This window comes from Sanguibacter suaedae (genome assembly GCF_016342785.1).
GTDB classification, from domain to species: Bacteria; Actinomycetota; Actinomycetes; order Actinomycetales; family Cellulomonadaceae; genus Sanguibacter; species Sanguibacter suaedae.
Genome location: NZ_JAEINH010000006.1, coordinates 163408 through 180844 on the forward strand (window position 1 = coordinate 163408; position 17437 = coordinate 180844).

Sequence of the window (17437 nt, forward strand, 5' to 3'; positions counted from 1 at the left end):
CCTCGACGGGTCAGGTCGCCTCGGCGTCGAAGGGCGCCGGCACGCCGACCGGGAGCCGCTCCGGGGCAGGCTCGGGCGCTGCCGCGGACCCTTGCGGAACACGGCCCGGCCGGTTCGCGGGCCCTCCGGTCTTGGTCGGGCGAGGCCTCTGGTCCTGCGTCCGGGGATCGAGGACGGTGTCCTCGAGGAGCGCGTCGCGCACGATGCGCCTCGGGTCGTAGCGACGCGGGTCGAGCTGCGCCCAGTCGACGTCGGCGACCTCCGGACCGAGCTCCTCGCTGACCTTCTCCTTGGCGTCCACGAGGAACACCTTGGCGCGCCGGACCACGGTCGCGAGCTGCTCGGCGTATCCGGGGAGACGCTCCGGGCCGATCACGAGGACCGCGAGGACGAGGATGATGACGAGCTCGCCACCGTTGATTCCGAACACCGCAGACCTACTCGCTCGTCGCCTTGTCGAGGACCATGGACACGTCACGCTCGTCGCCGCCGGAGCGGACCCGGAGGACGACCGTGTCACCGGGCGCCTTCGCGCGGATCGCGACGATGAGCTCGTCGGACTGCGTCACCGGACGACCGTCGATCGAGAGGATCACGTCCCCCGGCTCGATCCCCGCCCCGTCCGCGGGCCCGTCCGGAGTGACCGGTTCCTGCCCGTCGGCCCCGTCCTGGACGACCTGGACACCCTCGCCGTCGTACGCGCCGTCGAGCAGCACCCCGATGATCGGGTAGCTGGCGCTGCCGGTCGCGATGATCTCCTCCGCGGTCCGCTTGGCCTGGGTGGACCCGATCGCGAACCCGAGGCCGATGCTCCCCGACGCGGCGACCTGCCCCGGCGGCTGCGCGATGGCGGAGTTGATGCCGATGACCTCGCCGGACCCGTTGACGAGGGGCCCCCCGGAGTTGCCCGGGTTGATGGCGGCGTCGGTCTGGAGCGCGTTGATGAAGGCCGGGGCGCCGGTGTCCCCGGCGGACACCGGACGGTTGAGCGCGCTGATGATGCCGCTGGTGACCGTCCCGTCGAGCCCCAGCGGGGCGCCGATCGCGATCACCGGGTCGCCCACCACCACCGACTCGGAGTCGCCGAGCACCAGCGGGACGAGACCGTCGAGGTCGACCTCGATGACCGCGAGGTCGTAGTCCGCGGTCCGCCCGACGAGGGTGGCCTCCGTCTCGGAACCGTCCGCGAACGTCACGCTGATGCGTCCGGAGGGCACGGCCGCGGCGATGACGTGGTTGTTCGTGAGGATGTACCCGTCCTCACGAATGACGAAACCGGACCCGGTCCCCTGGCCGTCGGCCCCGGCGACCCTGATCGACACGACGCTCGGACCGACGGTCGCCGCGATGTCGGCGATCGACCCGTCCGGGCGGGTGAGGCCGGGATCTGCCTGGACGCTGGGCAGCGTCACGCTCCCCGGCCCGCCGCCCAGGGCGTCGACGACCAGAGGACCGGTCACCCCGCCGACCGCCCCGAGGGCGAGCGCACCGACGAGCAGGAGCGGCACGAGGCCTCGTCGCGCTCCCGCAGGACGGTGGCCGTCGTCGGCCGGCGTCGCTCGCACCTCGGCCGCGGGGACCCACCACCCGGTCTCCAGGTGGGCTGTCCGCTGCGGTGCGCCCGACGCGTCGTCACCTCGTCCGTCGCCCGGGTCGGTCTTCCCCGCCCCCTGCCCGTCGGTCTCGACCTCAGGCCGCCCCTCCGGCTCGGCCGCAGCCTCGCGGAGAGCAGGCGGCGCATACGCCAGGTGGTCCTTTTGGTAGGACGGCACGGGGTGCCCGGGCGGCAGGGGGATCGGCGGGATCGGCCGCGGGACCGCGGGACCTCCTGCGCTGTCGGTGCCGGGCTCGGTCACGAGAGGACTCCTGTCAGTGTGGACCAGCCGCGACCGACGCGGGCCTGGAAACCTGTGTCGAACTCGTCGACCGTGAAGCTCGAGACTAGTTGTAGCACGTCGTCGCCGTCCGCCTCGGCGACGAGGTCGACGACGGTGTCCGAGGACTGCCACACCAGGTGCAGCGGCTCGTCCGACAGGACGTACACAGGCCCTTCCACCACGTCGAGGACCGGGAGCCCGTCGATCGCGCTCAGCTCGAGCTGCCCCTTCTGCTCCCTGACCACGATCCGGCCCACAGGGCTCTCCAGGTCCACCTCGAGCACCGACCCGCCCTGGCCCGTGTACCGCACCTGGGTGACGGCGACGGAGTCCGGGATCGACGACGGGCACGGCCAGCCCTGCTGCTGCATCCACACGAGGAGGTCGTCCGCCCCGGTCCCCGGCTCCACCGCGTCCGCGCCACCGACGGGCAGCGCTCGCGCCGCCCCTGCGTCGAGGCCACCGTCCCCCACGGACGGGGCGGCGGCCAGCGCGGCCAGCGCCTCCACCGGGTGTCGGGCCGGGACGACGAGCGGGCGCGAGCCGAGCACGAACAGCCCGGCCGCGGCGACACCGGTCGCAGCCGCCGCCGAGAGCGCGACCCCCCGCACCCACCAGCGTCCGGGCGCGACGTCGCCGCAGAGCGCCGACGAGCGCGGCGGCAGGGGCTCCTGCTGTCGCCACGGCTCCGCGCGCCGGGGCGGGGCGTGAGCGGCTTCGTGGGAGCCTTCCGGCTCGCAGCTCATGGCGAGGAGCCTGGAGACGAAGGCCGAGTCAGGGATGACGTCGAGGGCGTCGCACGTGAGCGCACGGTGCGCCTCGCGGGCCGCACGGAGCTCGTCGGCGCAGTCGTCGCACGCGGCGACGTGCGCGAGCGCGCGCTCGCGCTCGTCAGGGGCGAGCTGACCGTCCACCACCGCGGAGATCCGCGACCCGAGGTGGGAGGTCACGCCGCACCCCCGGAGATCGTCGCGGAGTCCTCAGGGAGCGGAGCCGCGTGGATCGCGCGCGGCTCGGGGGCCCGGTGCGCGAGCGTCAGGCGCAGCTGGGTGCGGGCCCGGTGGATCCGCGAGCGGACCGTCCCCAGCTTGATCCCGAGCGTGACGGCGATCTCCTCGTAGGACAGCCCCTCGATGTCGCAGAGCACGACGGCGGCCCGGTACTCCGGGGCGAGCGCGTCGAGAGCCCGCTGCACGTCGTGGTCGAGGTGGGCGTGCTCGAAGCCACGTTCCGGCTCGTGGAGCTCCCCGCGGGCCGGGTGCTGCGCGTCGATCTCGCCCGTGGCGTCCATGCGGATGCGCTTCTTGCGTCGCACCTGGTCGAGGAAGAGGTTGGTGGTGATGCGGTGCAACCACCCCTCGAAGGTGCCGGGGGTGTAGTCCTTGAGGGACCGGAACACGCGCACGAAGACGTCCTGGGTGAGGTCCTCCGCGTCGTGCTGGTTCCCGGTGAGGCGGTATGCCAACCGGTACACCCGAGCGGAGTGGTCGCGCACGATGGACTCCCAGGTGGGGGGACGCCATTCGCCCTCCCCCGGCCCTGCCGCTCCGGGCGTCGACACGTGCGTGGGGTGGACCGGATGATCGGAGTCCTGCATCCGCACAGTCTCCCAGGCCTGGGGGCGGGCTGTCGCGTCCTCCACCAAGGTTTCACCGTGAGCGCACAGCGTCAGGGGGACGCGCACGGAGCGGCCTTCCCGGGTTCGTGGGGGGGGCGACGGTAGCATCGGCGCCAGAGAACCGCCCGCTGCCGCACCTGGAGGACATCATCGCTGACAAGGCTCAGAGCTGGGCGTACGCGGAGGAGTTCGTCATCGAGGACGAGGTCCTCCTGCAGGCGCGCGAGCGTGGGGCGCAGCTCGGGTGCCACGGCGTCCAGCCCGGCACCGGAGCAGCCCTCACGGTCCTCGCCGCCGCTGTCGGCGCGAGAGCAGTCGTCGAGGTCGCGACGGGCGCCGGTGTGGCGAGCCTCTGCCTGCTGCGCGGCATGCACCCGGACGGTGTCCTCACGACGATCGACGTGGAGGTGGAGCACCAGCGTGCCGCGAAGGAGGCCTTCGCGCAGGCAGGGTTCCGCCCGACGAGGACCAGGACCATCTCGGGCCGGCCGCTCGACGTGCTGCCGCGGCTCACGGACGGCGCCTACGACATGGTGGTCGTCTCCGGCGAGAAGTCGGCCTTCCCCGAGTACGTCGACCAGGGCCTGCGTCTGCTGAGGTCCGGCGGCGTGCTGGCCGTGGACGAGGCCCTGCTCCACGGCCAGGTCGCCGACCCCGCGCGGCGGGACGAGACGACGACGACGATCCGTGAGGTCGGCCGCCGGCTCCGGTCGGACGACCGCGTGCTGTCGGTCCTGCTCCCCGTCGGCGACGGGCTCCTCGTGTCCGTCCGTCGCTGAGCGGTCAGCGGAGCTTCTCGAGGAAGCGCAGAAGCAGACGCGCCCCGTAGCCCGAAGCGCCCTTGCTGACCTCGTGGACAGCGCTGGTTGCACGCGCCGGGCCGGCGATGTCCAGGTGGACCCAGCGTCGTCCTGGCACGAAGCGACGCAGGAACAGAGCCGCGGTGATGGATCCACCACCGATCGACGCGTCGGTCGGGACGTGCCTGAGGTCCGCGAGCGACGAGTCGAGCGCCGACTCGTAGTCCTCGACGAGCGGCATGTGCCACACACGCTCACCGGTGAGGTCGGCGGCCGACTCGAGCGCGACGCGCAGCTTCTCGTCCTCGGTGTAGAGGGCGGCGTGCCCCCGCCCGAGCCCCAGGCTCGCCGCTCCGGTGAGCGTCGCCACGTCGACGAGGACGTCGGGGTCGAGCGTGGCGTCCGCGTACGACAGCGCGTCGGCGAGGACGATGCGGCCCTCGGCGTCCGTGTTCGCGATCTCGACGGTGGTCCCGTCGTGCAGCGTGAGGACGTCCCCGGGCCGGTAGGAGTCGGCACCCATGTGGTTCTCGGCGAGGGGCAGCACCGCGGTGACCCTGTGCTTCACCTGCGCGCGGGACGCGGAGAGGACCACGGAGAGCGCGACGGCCGCACCGGCCATGTCGGTCTTCATGGGGATCATGGCCTCGCGCTGCTTGATGGAGAGCCCGCCCGTGTCGTAGGTGATGCCCTTCCCGACGAGCACGACGTGCTTGGACCCGCGCGCCGGGGGTGAGCCGAAAGGCACGTAGGACACCGTCACGAGGCGCGGGGTGCTCGCCGACCCCCTGCCCACGGCGAGGATCCCGCCGAACCCGCCTGCCGCGAGCTCGTCGGGGCCCAGGACGCGGACGTCGAGCCCCTCGACGTCCGCGAGCGCCGTCGCGCGGTCCGCCATCCACCCGGGGGTCTTCGTGCTGGAGGGGGCGTTCGTGAGGTCGCGGACCAGCCACGTGGCCCACGCGCCACGGACCGCCGACTCGACCACGTGGTCGGGGGTGGGGCCGAGGAGGACGAGCTGCTCCGCGGGGGGCGTGCCCGTCCGGGCGGAGGCCGTGGGCGTCCGGTAGGAGGCGAGGAGGTATCCCTCCACGAACGCGGTGGCGCCCGCGACGTCGGCCCGCGCGGCCACGGTGGTGAGGGCGCGACCGAGGCCCCGCGTGGCTCGCGCGACGGCTGCGCCGGCGCGGCGGAGGTCCGTGGTCGTCTCACGGCCGACGCCCACGAGAACGACCCGCGAGGGCAGCCCCTGCCACGGGAGCGTGGTCCTCCCGCTCCGGTGGGGTCGCGGGAGGTCGATGGTGTGCACCGTCCCCGCGGCCCCGGAGAAGTCCGCCCGCTCGGCGAGCTCGGCCAGGTCGATCCCGTACCGCACCGCTGCGTCGGTCGTCCCGGCACGGGGCTGGAGCTCGTCGTCGCCCTCGACGGGAGCCCCGACGGCCACGAGCACGGCGTCGACCTCACCCTCCTCGAGGAAGGTGCAGTCGGCCAGGCGACCGGGGGCTGTGACCACCTCGGGGAGGTCGCGTCCGACGTGGTCCGCGTCAGGACCGCTGGCCGGTCGGGTGGGAGTGTCGGTGGTGCGCGGCGACAAGGTCAGCCCACGACCGCCTGGAGCGCCTCGCCGAGCTCGCCCGCCTCGACCGCGTTGAGCTCGACGACCAGACGGCCCCCGCCCTCGAGGGGCACGCGCATGACGATGCCGCGGCCTTCCTTGGTGACCTCGAGTGGTCCGTCGCCGGTCCGTGGCTTCATCGCAGCCATTGATGGCTCTCCATTTCCGTCGATACCGCCGGTAGTCTCGGGAACATCTTAGTTCACCGGTGGCGTCCCCCTCGCCCGCCTGCGACGACGGGCGAGGGGGACGGCGAGCGCGTCACTCCAGGCCACGGAGCACACGCGCCGCAGGGAGGTCCCCGCGGAGCACGGCGACCATGTCGAGCAGACGCCTCGTGGCGCGCACGTCGTGGGTACGGAAGACCGTCGCTCCGAGCCATGCCGCGACCGCCGTGGCACCGAGCGTCCCCTCGAGCCGGTCCTCTGCAGGCAGGTCGAGGGACTCCCCCACGAAGTCCTTCCGGGACAGCGCCATGAGCAGGGGGTAGCCGAGCGACGACAGGCGTGCCGTGCTGCGGGTGAGGTGGAGCGAGTGCCACGTGCTCTTGCCGAAGTCGTGGGTCGGGTCGACGAGGACGGAGCTCCGCGGGACCCCGCACTCCTCCGCACGACCTGCCGAGCGGGTGAGTGTCGCGACCACGTCGAGCACGACGCCGTCGCGCGGGTCGGACCCCGGTGGCGCGTCGTCGGGGAGGGGGTAGGCGACCTGGACCGGGTCGGTCCGTGGGACGGCGCCCCCGGTGTGCGAGCACACCACGCCCACGCCGAGCTCACCCGCCACCTCCACGAGCCCCGGGTCGTGCCCGGCCCACGTGTCGTTCAGGAGGTCGGCCCCCGCACCCACGACCTCGCGGGCGACCTCCGACCGCCACGTGTCGACGCTCACCAGAAGGTCCGGGAACTCGGCCCGGAGCCGCTCCACGAACGGCACGGTCCGCCGGATCTCCTCGGAGACGTCCACGACGGGCCCCGTGCCGGCACGCACCCCTCCGACGTCCACGATCTCCGCCCCCTCCTCGACCGCGGCCTCCACGGCACGGAGCGCGACGCCGTCGTCGAGCTGGCGCGCGCCGCGGTAGAACGAGTCGGCGGTCCGGTTGACGATCGCCATGACCGCGGGAGCGTGCGCCCCGACCGTCCGTCCGCGCAGGACGAGGGCCGGAGCGCGCGGAGGAACCCCGTGCCCCTCCGGGCCGCTCACGCGGACGCGTCGCCGCGCACCGCCTGCGACACCTGCTCGCCGTCCTTGATCTCGGCCTCCGCGGCCTCCGTCGCGGCCAGCTCCTGCGCACGCAGCTCCTCGTTGCGCTCGCACACGATCCGGACCGCCTCCTCGGGGTCGTCGACGATCTTCAGCAGGTCGATGTCACGGGAGCTGATCATCCCCCGGTCGGCCACCGAGGTCCGCAACCAGTCGACGAGCCCCTGCCAGTAGTCACGCCCGACCAGGACGATCGGGAACTCGGTGACCTTGTGCGTCTGCACGAGCGTCAGCGCCTCGAACAGCTCGTCGAACGTCCCGAAGCCCCCCGGCAGGACCACGAAGCCCGAGGAGTACTTGACGAACATCGTCTTGCGGGCGAAGAAGTACCGGAAGTTCACGCCGAGGTCGACCCACCGGTTCATGCCCTGCTCGAACGGGAGCTCGATCCCGAGACCGATCGACAGGCCACCCGCCTCGCTGGCGCCCTTGTTGGCCGCCTCCATGATGCCAGGCCCGCCGCCGGTGATGACGGCGTACCCCTGCTCGACGAGCCCGCGGCCCACCTGCTCACCGAGCGCGTAGTCCGGGTGGTCCGCGGGGGTGCGCGCCGACCCGAAGACCGAGACCGCGGGCCCCACCTCGGCGAGCGCGCCGAACCCCTCGACGAACTCGCTCTGGATGCGCATGACCCGCCACGGGTCGCCGTGCACCCAGTCCGCGCTGCCGGAGTTGTCGAGCAGCCTCTGGTCCGTCGTCTTCTGCGGGATCTGGCTGCCTCGGAGGATCACCGGCCCCTTGCGGTAGCCGGAGCCGGTCTGTGCGATGCCCTCGTCTGTCATGATCCCGAGACTAGGTCGTGCCGCGCGACGCTTCCACCCGCCCGTACCGCTCGGTGGACGAACGGGAGGTGAACGGCTGGGCCGGTCGCCGTCCGCTCAGCGCGTGCCGCGCAGCCAGGCGGCGAGGGCCGAGCGGCAGATCTCGATCTCGGAGGCGGGGCAGTGCTCGTCGTCCTTGTGGGCGAGCAGCGGGTCACCCGGCCCGAAGTTCACCGCGGGCACGCCGAGCTCCGCGAAGCGCGCGACGTCCGTCCACCCGTACTTGGGTGCCGGAGCGCCGCCCGTCAGGGCGAGGACGGTGTCCGCGAACTCCGCCGCGAGCGGGGCGTCGAGGCCGGGCCGCGCCCCGGGCGCAGCGTCGGTGACGGTCACCTCGAAACCGGTGAACAGGTCGCGGACGTGGGCCTCGGCATCGGCGGGCGTGAGCGACGGCGCGAACCGGTAGTTCACGGTCACGACGCACTCGTCGGGGACCACGTTGCCCGCGATGCCGCCGCGGATGCCCACCGCGTTCATGCCCTCCCGGTACACGAGGCCGTCGACGTCGACGGAGCGTGCCTCGTAGGACGCGAGACGGGCCAGGACCTCGTGGGCGCCGTGGACCGCGTTGACACCGTTCCAGGACCGGGCGGAGTGCGCGGCCTCACCGGGCACCCGCACCTCGACGCGCAGCGTGCCGTTGCACCCGCCCTCGATGCCGGCTGCGGTCGGCTCGCAGAGGACGGCGAAGTCCCCCGCGACGAGGTGCGGCGCCTCGCGCACCAGCCTGCCCAGCCCATTGAGGTCGGAGGCAACCTCCTCGTGGTCGTAGAACACCCACGTCACGTCCCGCACCGGGTCGGAGAGCTCCGCGGCGACGGAGAGCTGGACCGCGACGCCGCCCTTCATGTCGACGGTCCCCCGCCCCCAGAGCTCGCGGTGGATGCCCTCGCCGACGACGCGGACGGGGAGGTTGTCCGCGATCGGCACGGTGTCGATGTGGCCCGCGACGACGACGCGCTGCGCCCGTCCGAGCTCGGTCCGGGCGACGACGGCGTCCCCGTGACGGTCGACCGCCAGGTGCGGGACCGCGCGCAGCGCGGACTCCACGAGGTCGGCGAGGAGCGTCTCGTCCCCGCTCACGGAGGGAACGTCGCACAGCGCCCGGGCGAGGGCGACGACGTCGCCCGTGAGGTCCAGAGGGGCAGGAGCCGCGGAGATCGGGAGTCCGGGAGTGTCCACGCCACGACCCTACCGCCCGTCGGACGAGCGGCACCCGTCCCTCCCACCGCCGCATAGGGTTGGCCCATGACTACTGCGACCCCGCGCCACGCCTGGGGCCACGGCCTCGCCACCGTCACCACCTCGGGGACGACGCTCGACGTCTGGTATCCCGCCCCCGCCCTCGGGAGCGCCCCTGCGGACGCTTCCGCGCCCGCCGACCTCGTCGCGCTCGAGGGGGACGACGCCGTCCGCGCGGTGCGCACCGTCGTCGTCCGCACCGAGATCGACCTCGACGCCGCACCGGCGGACGCCGCCGACGCGTACCTGCGTCTCCACCTCCTGTCCCACCGCCTCGTCCAGCCCCACGGGCAGAACCTCGACGGCATCTTCGGCGTCCTCGCGAACGTGGTGTGGACCAACCACGGGCCGTGCGCCGTCGAGGGTTTCGAGGAGACCCGCCTGCGTCTGCGCAGGCGTGGTCCGGTGACGGTCCTCGGCATCGACAAGTTCCCTCGCATGGTCGACTACGTCGCCCCCTCGGGCGTCCGGGTCGCCGACGCCGACCGCGTGCGGCTCGGCGCGCACCTCGCGGCGGGCACGACCGTCATGCACGAGGGCTTCGTGAACTTCAACGCCGGGACGCTCGGCACGTCGATGGTCGAGGGGCGCATCTCCGCGGGTGTCGTGGTCGGCGACGGCTCCGACGTCGGCGGTGGCGCCTCGATCATGGGGACCCTCTCCGGCGGCGGCCGCGAGGTCATCGCGGTCGGCCAGCGGTCGCTGCTCGGCGCCAACGCGGGCCTCGGCATCCCGCTGGGTGACGACTGCGTCGTCGAGGCAGGCCTCTACGTCACCGCGGGCACGAAGGTCACCGTCGTCGGCGCGTCCGACGACGACGGCACCGCCCGTGTCGTCAAGGCCCGCGACCTGGCCGGCCAGGACAACCTGCTGTTCCGCCGGAACTCCGTGACCGGTGGCGTCGAGGTCGTCTCGCGCTCCGGCGTCGGGATCGAGCTCAACGCGGCCCTGCACGCCAACTGATCATGTCCGCCTCACGGGGCCGCGCCCAACGGTCCACCACCCGCCGCAGGAAGAGCCTTGCACGGCGCGCCGCGAGGACCCTCGCGGGCGTGTCGCTCGTGGTCGCCGTCGGGGGGCTCGCGGTCGCCGGCGTCGTGAAGGGCCTCGAGGGGACGAGTCCGCTCGTCGAGCCCCGGCAGGAGTGCACGGCGGAGCTCGACGGCACCGCGTGGACCCTGTCGCCGGAGCAGGCGGAGAACGCCGCACTGGTGGCTGCCGTCCCGGTGGTCCGCGGGATGCCCGCCCGGGCCGCGACGATCGGGATCGCGACGGCGCTCCAGGAGTCCCGTCTCGTGAACATCGACTACGGCGACCGTGACTCGGTGGGCCTCTTCCAGCAGCGGACCTCGCAGGGGTGGGGCACCGTCGAGCAGATCATGGATCCCGTGTACTCGACCAACGCGTTCTACGACGGGCTCGCGGCCGTCCAGGGTTACGAGGCGATGGCCGTCACGGAGGCCGCTCAGGCGGTCCAACGCTCCGGGTTCCCCGACGCGTACGCCCAGCACGAGACGCGCTCGCGTGCCTGGGCCTCCGCCCTCGCGGGCCACTCCCCGGCGTCGTTGTGGTGCGCCTTGCGGGCGCCGGAGGCGGTGGACCTCACCGACGTGCCCTCGACCGCGGCCGCCCTGGACGTGGTGCAGCTGCGGCTCGCCCGGGACCTCGGGCCCCTCCCCGTGGCCCCGGACCCAGCGGCTGCCGGGTCGGTCGTCGTCGACGCCTCGGGCCTCGGACCCGCGGACGACCCGGTCCGTCTCGCGTGGGCGGTGGCCCACTGGGCGGTGGCGACCGCCTCGACGACCGGTGTCACCAGCGTCACCGTCGCGGACGCCGTCTGGACCCGGGGCTCGGCGGGGTGGGAGCCCCTCACGGAGCCCTTGCCCACCGGCGCGGTGCGGCTCGCCGTCGGCGGACCGCCCGCGAGCCCCCCCTGCTCAGCGGGCGGAGAGGTCCACGTAGTCGCGCTGCGTGGCACCCGTGTAGATCTGCCGCGGGCGACCGATCTTCGTCTGCGGGTCCTTCATCATCTCGCGCCACTGAGCGATCCAGCCCGGCATGCGACCGAGCGCGAAGAGCGGCGTGAACATGGCCGGCTCGAAGCCCATGGCCTTGTAGATGAGCCCCGTGTAGAAGTCGACGTTGGGGTAGAGCTTGCGCTCGATGAAGTAGTCGTCGTTGAGCGCGATGTCCTCGAGCTCCATCGCGATGTCGAGGAGCTCGTCCCGCTTGCCGAGCGTGGAGAGCACGGCGTCGGCGCTCTTCTTCACGATCGCGGCGCGCGGGTCGTAGTTCTTGTACACGCGGTGCCCGAAGCCCATGAGCCGGACGCCGTCCTCCTTGTTCTTCACCTTCGACATGAAGTCCTGCACCGTGGTGCCCGACCCCTGGATCTCGGTGAGCATCTTGAGGACGGACTCGTTGGCACCGCCGTGGAGCGGACCGGAGAGTGCGTTGATGCCGGCGGCGACGGAGGCGTAGATGTTCGCGTGGCTCGACCCCACCACCCGCACGGTCGACGTCGAGCAGTTCTGCTCGTGGTCGGCGTGGAGGATGAGGAGCTTGTCGAGGGCGTCGACGACCGTGGGGTCGGAGTCGTACTGCATGTACGGGACCGCGAACGTCATGCGCAGGAAGTCCTCGACGTACCCGCGGGAGTAGTCGGGGTAGAGCAGCGGCTCGCCCACGCGACGGCGGTGGAGGTACGAGGTGATGGTCCGCGACTTCGCGAGGAGGAGGACCGTGGCCAGCTCGACGGTCTCGTCGTCGAAGGGGTCCAGCGACTCCGGGTAGAACGTCGACAGGGCGTTGATGGCCGACGCCATGACGGCCATGGGGTGCCCGTCGCGCGGGAAGGTCCCCATGAACGTGCGGAAGTCCTCGTGGACGAGGGTGTGACGGTTGACCCGCTCGACGAACGCGTCGTGCTCGGAAGGGCTGGGGAGCTCGCCGTGGATGAGGAGGTACGCGACCTCGAGGAACGAGGACTTCTCCGCGAGCTGGTCGATCGCATAGCCGCGGTACCGCAGGATCCCCGCATCCCCGTCGATGTAGGTGATCTCGGACTCGCACGAGGCGGTGTTCATGAAGCCGGGGTCCACGGTGACCATCCCGGTCTCCCGGAGGAGGGACGAGACGACGATGCCGTCGTTCCCCTCGGTCGCCGGCACGACCGGCAGCTCCTGCGTGGTGTCGCCGACGGTCAGCCTGACCGGTGCCTGCTGGGTTTCCGACATGTCTTCCTTCCTGCTGCACGGCTCGTCCCGGGTCGGGTCGAGCCTGTGCGCCTCCCTATCGGGGCCCTGTCGAGCCCCGCGGATCGGCCGTGCCGACCCTCTCGGAGGACGACGGCGGCCCAAGTCGAAGGTACCGGTCGCGAGAGCCCTGTGCCCAATTGGTGAAGGTCCGAAGGGCCTATCCCGAGAGTGATACGGGTCACACTTGTGGAGCGTCCGTCGTCAGACCCGCGCGAGGCGCGACACCGCCGCCTCGACGCGGTCGTCGGGGGCTGTCGTCGCGACCCGCACGTGGGCGCCTGCCGCAGGTCCGTAGAAGCTCCCCGGCGCGACGAGGATCCCCCGCTCGGCGAGCGCTGCGAGCGTGCCCCAGCACGGGGCCTCGCCGGCCTCTGAGCCACCCGGCACGACGCCCAGGCCCTCCGACCCGCTCCCCTCCGGGCGCGCCCACAGGTACAGGCCGGCCTCGGAGCCGTCCACGACGAGACCGGCCCCCCCGAGGGCCTCGCGCAGGGCCGTGCGCCGCCTGCCGTACACCTCGCGCTGCACCCGCACGTGGTCGTCGTCCCCGAGCACGGCGGTCATCGCCGCCTGCACAGGAGCAGGGACGATCATGCCGAGGTGCTTGCGGACCTGCAGCAGCCGGTCGACGAGCCGCCGGTCTCCCGCGACGAACGCCGCGCGGTACCCGGCAAGGTTCGACTGCTTGGAGAGCGAGTACGCCGCGAGGACGCCGTCCGTCGACCCACCGTTGACCCTCGGGTCGAGGACGCTGGGGACACCGGACGTCACCCACGGCTCCTCCCAGGGCAGCTCGGCGTAGCACTCGTCGCTCACCACGACGGCACCGATCTCTCGCGCCGCCTCGACCACGCGCGCCAATTCCTCGATGCCCAGGACTCTGCCGGTGGGGTTGCCGGGCGAGTTCACCCAGACGAGCCGGACGCCCGGACGTCCGCGCCAGTCGTCGACGTCGTCCGTCGCCCAGGGGGACGCCCCCGCGAGCCGGGCGCCGACGTCGTACGTCGGGTACGCGACCGCTGGGTGGACGACCCGGTCCCCCGCGCGCAGACCCAGGAGGGACGGCAGGAGCCCGACGAGCTCCTTCGACCCGATGGTCGGAAGGACCGCGGCGGGGTCGAGGTCGGGCACGGACCGTCGCCGGGCGAACCACCGGACGACGGCCTCCCGCAGCTCGTCGGTGCCGTGCGTAGTGGGGTACCCGGGCGCGTCGGCCGCGCGTGCGAGCGCCTCCCGCGCCACCGCGGGCGTCGGGTCCACGGGCGTCCCCACGGAGAGATCCACCACACCGTCGGCGTGCTCGCGAGCGCGGGCCGCGTGCGCCCTCAGGGTGTCCCAGGGGAACGCGAGACCCCCGAGGTCCTCGAACCCCACCGCTGCCGTCAGGCCTGCGGCGGCAGGACGGAGATGACCGGGTGGTCCTTGTCGATCTCACCCATCTTCGCCGCACCGCCGGGCGACCCGAGGTCGTCGAAGAACTCGACGTTGGCCTTGTAGTACTCGGACCACTCCTCGGGGACGTCGTCCTCGTAGTAGATGGCCTCGACGGGGCACACCGGCTCGCAGGCACCGCAGTCGACGCACTCGTCGGGGTGGATGTACAGGGACCGCTTGCCCTCGTAGATGCAGTCGACAGGACATTCCTCGATGCACGCCTTGTCCTTGACGTCGACGCAAGGCTGAGCGATCACGTAGGTCACTTCGAGGTCCTTCCCGGAAGGCATTCCAGACGATCTGCGTGCCAGTCGGCACGACGGACCTATTATCGCCTACGACGAGGGCGCCGAACCCCGGTGCCCACCTGATGAAAGCGTGCACCGTGAGCCGACCCCCGACCGAACCGCCCGACGACCGGGGCTGGCACCGGTGGGCGCCGGGCACCCGGGTGATGGTCCGTCGCCGCCTCCCCGAGGGGTCGACCCACCTCTTCACGGACCTCCTGGGCGTGGTCGTCGCGAACGACGACGACGGCGTGACGCTCGAGACGCGGGCCGGGACCGTGCGCGTCCCGGGGACGGAGATCGCCGTGGGCAAGCCGGTGCCGCCGCCCCCCACCCGGGTCAGCCGTCGGGATCGATGACCAGGAGCGTGCCGTGCTCGGGATCGGCGGAGGTGACGAGGGCCCCTGCCGCCCCCTTCGTGGCGAGGGCTCCCTGCCAGTCGTCGTCGAGCCGCACGGTACGGACGGTCTCCGTGCGGGCGGCACCTGCCGGGCCGCTGCGCACCGCGTCGGCCCGGTCGAAGAACTCGCCGACGGGAGCGTTGTCCTGGAGCCGGTCCGCGAGCGCCTCCAGGTCGCGGGCGACGACCCGCAGGGCGGCGCCGACCCAGGGAGCGTTCTCGACGACCATGGCCTCCGTACGGCGCGGATCGGTCCTGGCGACGCGCGTGCCGTCACGGAAGCTGCCCGCGGCGAGGCCGAGTGCCACGTCGCGGATGGGCGAGTGCGCCACGACGTTGAGGAGCTCCGTCGCGAGGACGTGAGGCACGTGGCTGACGAGCGCCGCGGCCTCGTCGTGCACGGAGTCCGTGAGCGGGTGGACCGTGCCTCGCAGGACCCGGGTGACGAGGTCGACGACCCGGAGGAACGCGGTGGCCGACGTCGACGGGTGGACCGTCACGGCCCAGCGCACGCCGACGAGCAGGTCCGGCGTCGACGCGATGAACCCGCTGTGCTCCGTCCCCGCCATCGGGTGCGCGCCCACGTACCGGTCGTCGAGCCCGGCGGCGGTCATCGCGTCGCGGACCGGTCCCTTGACGCTCCCGACGTCCGTGACGACGGCGTCCGCCCCGAGGACCTCCGAGAGCGCTCGTGCGGTCTGGGGGACGACGCGGAGGGGTGTCGCGACGACGACGAGGGGCGACCGCGCGTCGGCGAGGTCGTCGAGCGACGTGAGGACGCGGACACCTGCGGCACGGGCCGCCTCCCGCGTCGCCGGGTCCGGGTCCCAGCCGGAGACCGCCGTCCCGGCCGCGACGAGGGCCCGCGCGAGGGACCCGCCGACCAGGCCCAGCCCGACGACGACGACGAGACCGTCGCCCGTGACCTCCGTCCCCGGGGTCACGTCGTCCTGCCCCAGAGCAGGCTCCTGCTGATGTCGGCCTCGGTGGCGGACGCCTGGACGCTGCCCGGCGGGACGCGGTCACCCGCGACCTCCTCGTCGAGCTCGCCTCGGGCGGGGAACACGCCGAGGGTCTTGAGCGAGTCCCCGGCGGCGAGCAGCTCGCCGAGGACGGCCCTGACGGGGGCGTGCCACGGGGCGCCGTCGACGGTCACCACGAAGACGTACCGGTTCTCCAGAGCCTTCAGGGGGCGGGTGATGAGGCTCGAGAGGTTGACGTCGACGGACCCGAAGGCCCGGGTGATGCGTGCGAGGACCCCCGGACCGGTGACGTGCGGGGTGACGGCGAGCATGGTGCGCCACGTGTCCGCGCCGGGTGCACCGGGGTCGGCGGGACGGACGTCGTCGGCGACGCTGTCGCGCCGGGCGAGGAGGAGGAACCGCGTGCGCGTCCCGTGGAAGTCCTCGATCCCCTGGGCCCGGGTGGCGAGCCCGTAGAGCTCCCCGCAGATGCGCGGGCCGATGGCCACCTGCCCCGGCCGAACGTCGCGGCAGGCCGCGGCGTTCGACGAGGCCGGCACCGGGTCGAGGCCGTGCTCCGTCGTGTACCGGCGGCACTGGGCCAGGCCGTGGGGGTGACCGACGATCTCCACCGGTCCGCCCTGGGCGCCGGGCACCTCGAAGGCGTCGAAGGAGATCCGGACGAACGACTGGTCGACGGCCACGACGTCGCGGGCGGCGACGATGGCGTCGAGCGAGGGCACCACGTAACCCTCGACGGAGTTCTCGATGGCGACCACCCCGTGGGTGGCGGTCCCGGTGGCGACCGCGTCGTACACATCTGTCACCGTGCTGACCGGGGTGAGCCGGGCGCCACCCGCCGCCCAGGCGGAGGCCGCCTGGTGCGTGAAGGTGCCCTCCGGACCGAGGAAGGCCACCGTGGACGTCGGGCTCGGGACCCGTCCGCCGCGCTCCCCCGCGCCCGTCACCGGGGGTCGGTCCCGGGTGCGGACCAGACGGGCGTCAGCGCGTCGGGGCCCGGGACGAACTGCTGCCCGCCGAGCACGGCGAGCACCCGGTGCTCGACGCCTCGGCCGTCGAGCTCGTCGAGCAGCGCCCGGAGACGATCCGCGTCGGGGCAGGTGAACGAGGAGAGGAAGACGTGCGGGCCGGCCTGCGAGCGCTGGCTGCGCAGGTGCTGGAGGTCGATGCCTGCGTCGGAGAAGACCCCGAGGGTCTGCTGCAGCGACCCTCGGTGGTCGTCGTGCGGTCCGAAGGCCAACCAGACCTGGGAGGGCTCGTCGAACTCGCTGAGGCGCTCGTGGGTCTCGAGGAGCCCGTACCAGACGAGCGGCACCTCGCGCAGGCGGGTGCTGCCGGTGAGCTCCTGATAGCCGTCCGGGATCGCGGAGCGTTCGACGACGAGCGTCCCCGACTCTCCGGCGAGGGACGTGCGCTCGGCGACGGACGTGCTCGTGGGGACGAGCCGCGGGCTCACGCCCATCGCGCGCAGGACGTGCCTGCAGTCGCGCATCCCGGCCTCGTCGACCACGGCTGCACCGTTCGCGTCCGCCGTGCGTCCCACCCATGCCCACTGGGACGGGACGGCGACGGCTGCGGTCAGCAGGAGGGACCGGTCCGAGGAGAGGAGCACCCTCTCGAGGTCCGGGTCCGGCTGCGCCGGGTGGCCGATGTGCACGACGGCCGAGAGGTTCGCGATGCTGGCGACCGTGGCGAGCGTGGCGGTCGTCGACCCGAGGTCGAGCATCTGCCCGTCCCCGACGCCCCATCCGCCGACCTCGGCCGCGAGCCTCGCGTGGGGTCCGGACTCTCGACCGCTCTTGCCCAGCATGGTGTCCTCACTCGTCCTCGTGGTCCGGCA

General features: G+C 73.0%; 18 protein-coding genes and 1 pseudogene. 4 read left to right on the plus strand and 15 right to left on the minus strand.

What is annotated here, in order from left to right:
• Nucleotides 1-10: 10 nt before the first annotated feature.
• Genes JAV76_RS09155 through sigE form a run of 4 tightly spaced genes read right to left on the minus strand, consistent with a single transcriptional unit; the run spans nt 11 to nt 3474 of the window.
• Nucleotides 11-430 carry a twin-arginine translocase TatA/TatE family subunit gene (locus JAV76_RS09155; RefSeq protein ID WP_198733728.1) on the minus strand — a complete coding sequence of 140 codons (420 nt, stop codon included), beginning with the start codon at nt 428-430 and terminating at the stop codon, nt 11-13.
• A gap of 7 nt (nt 431-437) precedes the next feature.
• Nucleotides 438-1856: a S1C family serine protease gene (locus JAV76_RS09160; RefSeq protein ID WP_198733729.1), complete on the minus strand. Its 1419-nt coding sequence runs from the start codon at nt 1854-1856 to the stop codon at nt 438-440.
• Complete coding sequence (locus JAV76_RS09165; protein WP_198733730.1) at nt 1853-2827, minus strand: anti-sigma factor family protein; 975 nt, start codon at nt 2825-2827, stop codon at nt 1853-1855. The genes JAV76_RS09160 and JAV76_RS09165 overlap by 4 nt, the downstream gene beginning before the upstream one ends.
• On the minus strand, nt 2824-3474 hold the full coding sequence (sigE, locus tag JAV76_RS09170) for an RNA polymerase sigma factor SigE (RefSeq protein ID WP_198733731.1): 651 nt from the start codon (nt 3472-3474) through the stop codon (nt 2824-2826). The genes JAV76_RS09165 and sigE overlap by 4 nt, the downstream gene beginning before the upstream one ends.
• Nucleotides 3475-3641: 167 nt before the next feature.
• Between sigE and JAV76_RS09175 the strand changes: the two genes are divergently transcribed.
• Nucleotides 3642-4274: an O-methyltransferase gene (locus JAV76_RS09175; RefSeq protein ID WP_198733805.1), complete on the plus strand. Its 633-nt coding sequence runs from the start codon at nt 3642-3644 to the stop codon at nt 4272-4274.
• Between the two features lie 4 nt (nt 4275-4278).
• On the opposite strand, the gene JAV76_RS09180 is transcribed toward JAV76_RS09175, so the two are convergent.
• From JAV76_RS09180 to dapE, 5 genes are all read right to left on the minus strand, one after another.
• Nucleotides 4279-5808 (minus strand): leucyl aminopeptidase family protein, encoded by a 1530-nt coding sequence (locus tag JAV76_RS09180; RefSeq protein WP_307844120.1) that lies wholly within the window; start codon nt 5806-5808, stop codon nt 4279-4281.
• An 83-nt stretch (nt 5809-5891) separates the two neighbouring features.
• Nucleotides 5892-6059, minus strand: a complete 168-nt coding sequence (locus tag JAV76_RS09185; protein WP_198733733.1) for a DUF3117 domain-containing protein — start codon at nt 6057-6059, stop codon at nt 5892-5894.
• Between the two features lie 112 nt (nt 6060-6171).
• Nucleotides 6172-7113: a dihydropteroate synthase gene (gene folP / locus JAV76_RS09190; protein WP_307844121.1), complete on the minus strand. Its 942-nt coding sequence runs from the start codon at nt 7111-7113 to the stop codon at nt 6172-6174.
• Nucleotides 7110-7955, minus strand: coding sequence for an LOG family protein (locus JAV76_RS09195; RefSeq protein WP_198733734.1), 846 nt, complete (start codon nt 7953-7955; stop codon nt 7110-7112). Before JAV76_RS09195 ends, folP begins: the two co-directional genes overlap by 4 nt.
• A 96-nt stretch (nt 7956-8051) precedes the next feature.
• Nucleotides 8052-9176, minus strand: a complete 1125-nt coding sequence (dapE, locus tag JAV76_RS09200; RefSeq protein ID WP_307844122.1) for a succinyl-diaminopimelate desuccinylase — start codon at nt 9174-9176, stop codon at nt 8052-8054.
• Nucleotides 9177-9242: 66 nt separating this feature from the next.
• On the opposite strand from dapE, the gene dapD reads away from it, so the two are divergent.
• Nucleotides 9243-10199, plus strand: coding sequence for a 2,3,4,5-tetrahydropyridine-2,6-dicarboxylate N-succinyltransferase (gene dapD, locus JAV76_RS09205; RefSeq protein ID WP_198733735.1), 957 nt, complete (start codon nt 9243-9245; stop codon nt 10197-10199).
• A gap of 2 nt (nt 10200-10201) precedes the next feature.
• Nucleotides 10202-11149 (plus strand): annotated as a pseudogene (locus JAV76_RS15370) (hypothetical protein); the annotation flags it as partial.
• 24 nt (nt 11150-11173) lie between these two features.
• Here the strand turns inward: JAV76_RS15370 and JAV76_RS09220 are convergent.
• From JAV76_RS09220 to fdxA, 3 genes are all read right to left on the minus strand, one after another.
• Complete coding sequence (locus JAV76_RS09220; protein ID WP_198733738.1) at nt 11174-12472, minus strand: citrate synthase; 1299 nt, start codon at nt 12470-12472, stop codon at nt 11174-11176.
• A gap of 222 nt (nt 12473-12694) precedes the next feature.
• A complete protein-coding gene (dapC, locus tag JAV76_RS09225; protein ID WP_198733739.1) occupies nt 12695-13867 on the minus strand; it encodes a succinyldiaminopimelate transaminase in 1173 nt (390 codons plus the stop codon).
• 8 nt (nt 13868-13875) lie between these two features.
• The gene (gene fdxA, locus JAV76_RS09230; protein WP_198733740.1) at nt 13876-14193 is read right to left on the minus strand and encodes a ferredoxin; all 318 of its coding nucleotides are present in this window, start codon (nt 14191-14193) and stop codon (nt 13876-13878) included.
• 119 nt (nt 14194-14312) lie between these two features.
• On the opposite strand from fdxA, the gene JAV76_RS09235 reads away from it, so the two are divergent.
• Nucleotides 14313-14573, plus strand: a complete 261-nt coding sequence (locus JAV76_RS09235; RefSeq protein ID WP_198733741.1) for a putative acetyltransferase — start codon at nt 14313-14315, stop codon at nt 14571-14573.
• Here the strand turns inward: JAV76_RS09235 and JAV76_RS09240 are convergent.
• Genes JAV76_RS09240 through JAV76_RS09250 form a run of 3 tightly spaced genes read right to left on the minus strand, consistent with a single transcriptional unit; the run spans nt 14554 to nt 17407 of the window.
• Nucleotides 14554-15558 (minus strand): prephenate dehydrogenase, encoded by a 1005-nt coding sequence (locus tag JAV76_RS09240; RefSeq protein WP_198733742.1) that lies wholly within the window; start codon nt 15556-15558, stop codon nt 14554-14556. The genes JAV76_RS09235 and JAV76_RS09240 overlap by 20 nt on opposite strands.
• Nucleotides 15555-16544: a prephenate dehydratase gene (locus JAV76_RS09245; protein ID WP_198733743.1), complete on the minus strand. Its 990-nt coding sequence runs from the start codon at nt 16542-16544 to the stop codon at nt 15555-15557. Before JAV76_RS09245 ends, JAV76_RS09240 begins: the two co-directional genes overlap by 4 nt.
• The gene (locus JAV76_RS09250) at nt 16541-17407 is read right to left on the minus strand and encodes an ACT domain-containing protein (RefSeq protein WP_198733744.1); all 867 of its coding nucleotides are present in this window, start codon (nt 17405-17407) and stop codon (nt 16541-16543) included. The genes JAV76_RS09245 and JAV76_RS09250 overlap by 4 nt, the downstream gene beginning before the upstream one ends.
• Nucleotides 17408-17437 lie beyond the last annotated feature (30 nt).

Excerpts from the sequence above, each read along its gene's own strand:
- sigE (WP_198733731.1), bottom strand. The coding sequence starts at position 3,474 with ATGCAGGACTCCGATCATCCGGTCCACCCCACGCACGTGTCGACGCCC.
- JAV76_RS09185 (WP_198733733.1), bottom strand. The coding sequence starts at position 6,059 with ATGGCTGCGATGAAGCCACGGACCGGCGACGGACCACTCGAGGTCACC.
- JAV76_RS09195 (WP_198733734.1), bottom strand. The coding sequence starts at position 7,955 with ATGACAGACGAGGGCATCGCACAGACCGGCTCCGGCTACCGCAAGGGG.
- dapD (WP_198733735.1), top strand. The coding sequence starts at position 9,243 with ATGACTACTGCGACCCCGCGCCACGCCTGGGGCCACGGCCTCGCCACC.
- JAV76_RS09220 (WP_198733738.1), bottom strand. The coding sequence starts at position 12,472 with ATGTCGGAAACCCAGCAGGCACCGGTCAGGCTGACCGTCGGCGACACC.
- JAV76_RS09250 (WP_198733744.1), bottom strand. The coding sequence starts at position 17,407 with ATGCTGGGCAAGAGCGGTCGAGAGTCCGGACCCCACGCGAGGCTCGCG.